The sequence below is a fragment of the Blastomonas sp. CCH1-A6 genome, assembly GCF_001556365.1.
Taxonomy (GTDB): Bacteria; Pseudomonadota; Alphaproteobacteria; order Sphingomonadales; family Sphingomonadaceae; genus Blastomonas; species Blastomonas ursincola.
Map to the genome: position 1 here is coordinate 1 of NZ_LSIS01000424.1, position 3,208 is coordinate 3,208.

2 protein-coding genes and 1 pseudogene are annotated in these 3,208 nt (G+C 65.6%); all 3 read right to left on the minus strand.

What is annotated here, in order from left to right; translation table 11 throughout:
* A pseudogene (locus AX735_RS19095) lies at nucleotides 1-1,120 on the minus strand (methyl-accepting chemotaxis protein); the annotation flags it as partial.
* 15 nt (nucleotides 1,121-1,135) lie between these two features.
* Entirely contained in the window at nucleotides 1,136-1,657 is a 522-nt protein-coding gene (locus AX735_RS19100) for a chemotaxis protein CheW (RefSeq protein ID WP_066283554.1), read from the minus strand.
* Nucleotides 1,658-1,661: 4 nt separating this feature from the next.
* A partial coding sequence (locus AX735_RS19105) for a chemotaxis protein CheA (RefSeq protein ID WP_066283557.1) occupies nucleotides 1,662-3,208 on the minus strand: 1,547 nt, incomplete at its 5' end.

The window sequence follows — 3,208 nt, forward strand, 5'->3', positions numbered from 1 at the left end:
CGGCGGCAGCGGCCTGCTCGGTCGCGCCCTGCGAGACCTGTTCGGAGCTCGACGAGAGTTCCTGGCTGCCTGCGGCCACCTGCGCTGCGGCATCGGTGACGTTCGAGGCAAAACCGGTCAGGCTCTCGATCAGGTTGTTGATCGAATCCTTCATCCGGCGATGGTCGCCCTCGCACTCGATCTCGACCCGTTCGGTCAGCACCCCGGTGCTCACCAGGTCGAGCACCCGGTTGCCCTCGGCGATCGGCAGCAGGATGGCATCGAGCATGCCGTTGATCGAACCGACGACGCGGCCGAAATCGCCGGGAAAGTCGCCGGCATTGCCGCGCTCTTCCAGCCGCCCTGCGGCGGACGCGTCGATCAGGCGCTGGATTTCGCCGATGATCGCCTGGAAATTGGCGCGCAGCAGCTCGATCGTGTCGTTGATGAACGCCTTCTTGCCGGGCAGCTGCTCCATCGGCGCGTTGAAATTGCCCTCACCGAACTGCTGGATGCAGGCCATCGCCTTTTTCTTGGCCGCGATATGGTTGGCGACCATCACGTTGATGCCTTCGGCCATCCTGGCGAAATCGCCCTCGAACTTGCCGACGGGCACGAACACGTCGATATCGCCCCGATCATGCTCGGCGGACATGGTGTTCATCTCGCGGATCAGCCCGCGCAGATTGCCACGCAGCTGTTCGATGGTATCGTTGATGAACGCCTTCTTGCCCGGAAGCTTCTCGAAGGGGACATCGAAATTGCCGCCGGCAAATTCCTGGATGCAGGCCATCGCGCTCTTCTTGACCGCAATATGCGCCTCGACCAGTTCGTTCACCGTCTGCGCGATCATCGCATATTCGCCCGGGTAATCTGCCGGGCGCAGTGCAACGTCGATATCGCCGCGCGCATGTTCCGCCAGCACATGGTCCACCCCGGTGCGCAGCGCCTGGACAGGCCTGTGCGCGGTGTCGAGCAGTTCGTTGACCGCGAGCAGCATCGCGCGCCCCCCGCCGGTGGCGCTCATCGCGTCAGCCCGCGCCGCGTTGTCTCCCCCGGCCAAGGCACGCGTGACGCGTTGGACCTCTTCGGTGGCATAGTCGAAATGCGAACTCGACTTCAGGGAAACATACGGACGCATGGCTTGATCCTCTCTCTAACTTGCCACGGCAGGATAGGCGGTGCCGCTCTCCGGCGACTTGGTATTGAAGATGGCTGACAGATCGGGCAGCACGACGATGCCGCCGGCCTGGCGGACGAGTTCGTGGACGAACTCCCGGCGCCAGCGCATTCCGACCACGGGCGGCTTTTCGCTATCCGCATGGTTCAGCGTGGCGACTTCGTGCACCTTGTCGGTGCGGATGCCGATCTGGGTCGGCTCGCCGTCGATGGCGATCTCGATCACGATGATGCGGCTGTCGATGGTGTTTTCGGCCGCAGGCATGTCGAAGGCCAGCCGCAGGTCGGCAATCGGGATGATCTTGCCGCGGAAGTTGACCACGCTGCGCACCAGCGGCGAGGCGCCGGGCACGATCGTCTCGGGCAGCAGATCGAGGATCTCGCGGACCAGCATCGCTTCGACCGCAAAGGTCTCGCCCGCTAGGTCGAAGGTCAGCACTTCCAGCTGGCCATCGGCATCCCAGTTCGCGGCGGATATCGGGGTGAGTGTGTCCTGCATGGGCTTATCCGGCGGCGCGCAGCCGCTCCTCCTGTTCCTGGCCAAAGGCGACGAGCTGGACCGCATCGAGGATCAGCGCGACGCTGCCGTCGCCCAGAATGGTCGCGCCGGCAAAGGTCGCCACATCGCGGTGCAGCGGCGACATGGACTTGATGACGGTCTGGTGGCTGCCGATGATCTGATCGACCACCAGGCCGACGCGTTCGCCGCCGGTGGTGATGACCACGATCTTCTGGTGCGGATCGGGCTTGGTGCCGGTGGCAAACATCTCGCGCAGCCGGATGAAGGGCACCAGCCGGTCGCGCAGCGTGATGAAGCTGCGACCGCGCGAACGCATGTCCTCTTCAAGGCTGAGCTCGATGCATTCCTCGACCACCGCCAGCGGGATGACATAGCAACCCTCGCCGACACGCACGAGAAGCCCTTCGATGATCGCCAGGGTGAGCGGAATGCGCAGCACCACGGTCGATCCGTCGCCCGGGTTCGAAGTGATGTCGATCGTACCGCGCAGGCTCTCGATCGTGCGCTTGACCACGTCCATGCCGACCCCGCGCCCGGACAGGTTGGTAACCTGCGCCGCGGTCGAGAAACCGGGATGGAAGATCATCTGCAGCAGCTCGGAATCGCTGATCTGCGCGCCGGGTTCGATCAGGCCCTGCGCCTCTGCCTTGGCGCGCACGCGCTCGCGGTTGATGCCGCGGCCATCGTCGCGAATGGTGATGAGCACCTCGCCGCCCGCCTGATGCGCGCTGAGCGTGACATGCCCGGCCTCGGGCTTGCCCGCAGCCACGCGCTCTTCGGGCGTTTCAAGCCCGTGATCGCAGGCATTGCGGATGAGGTGCACCATCGGATCGGCCAGACGCTCGATCACCGTCTTGTCGACTTCGGTGGTCTCGCCATGCGTCGAAAGCTCGATGGTCTTGCCGGTCTCGCGCGCCAGATCGTGCACCAGCCGGCGGAAGCGGCCGAACAGGCTGGCGACGGGAACCATGCGCAGCACCATCATCGTGTCGCGCAGCTCGCTGGCGAGCCGCTCGATATCCTCGGCGACCGAGCGCAGGGCCAGCTCGCCCGCCGGCCCGCGAACGCCCTGGTTGGAAAGCTGCGCCAATCGGCTCTGCACGATCACCAGCTCGCCCACGCGGTCCATCAGCACGTCGAGCCGTTCGGCCGGAACGCGCACGCTTTCCTGCGCCTTTGCCGGGGCGACCTTGGCGTTGCGCGCGGCGTCGCGCGCGGCGTCGCCGGTGCCTGGCTCGATAGCGGCTGGCGTCGCCTGGGTGCTCGCGACCGAGCCGGTGTCCGCGGCAAGGGCGGTGGTCGGCGCGGCTTCGGCTTGCGTTTCGTCGGCGTCGTCCGCCTCGATCGGCACGATGTCGAGCGTCATGTCGTCCATCACGAAGATGAACACATCCTCGATATCCGCGCGCGAGGCATCACCGCGCAGACCGACCAGATCCCGTCGCTTGACGAACTGGATGCCAGTCAATGCCATCTCGGCTGGCAGGTCGAGCTGCGCGGTGATGCCTCGCGCGCGGATATCGAGGATGT

Excerpts from the sequence above, each read along its gene's own strand:
- AX735_RS19100 (WP_066283554.1), bottom strand. The coding sequence starts at position 1,657 with ATGCAGGACACACTCACCCCGATATCCGCCGCGAACTGGGATGCCGAT.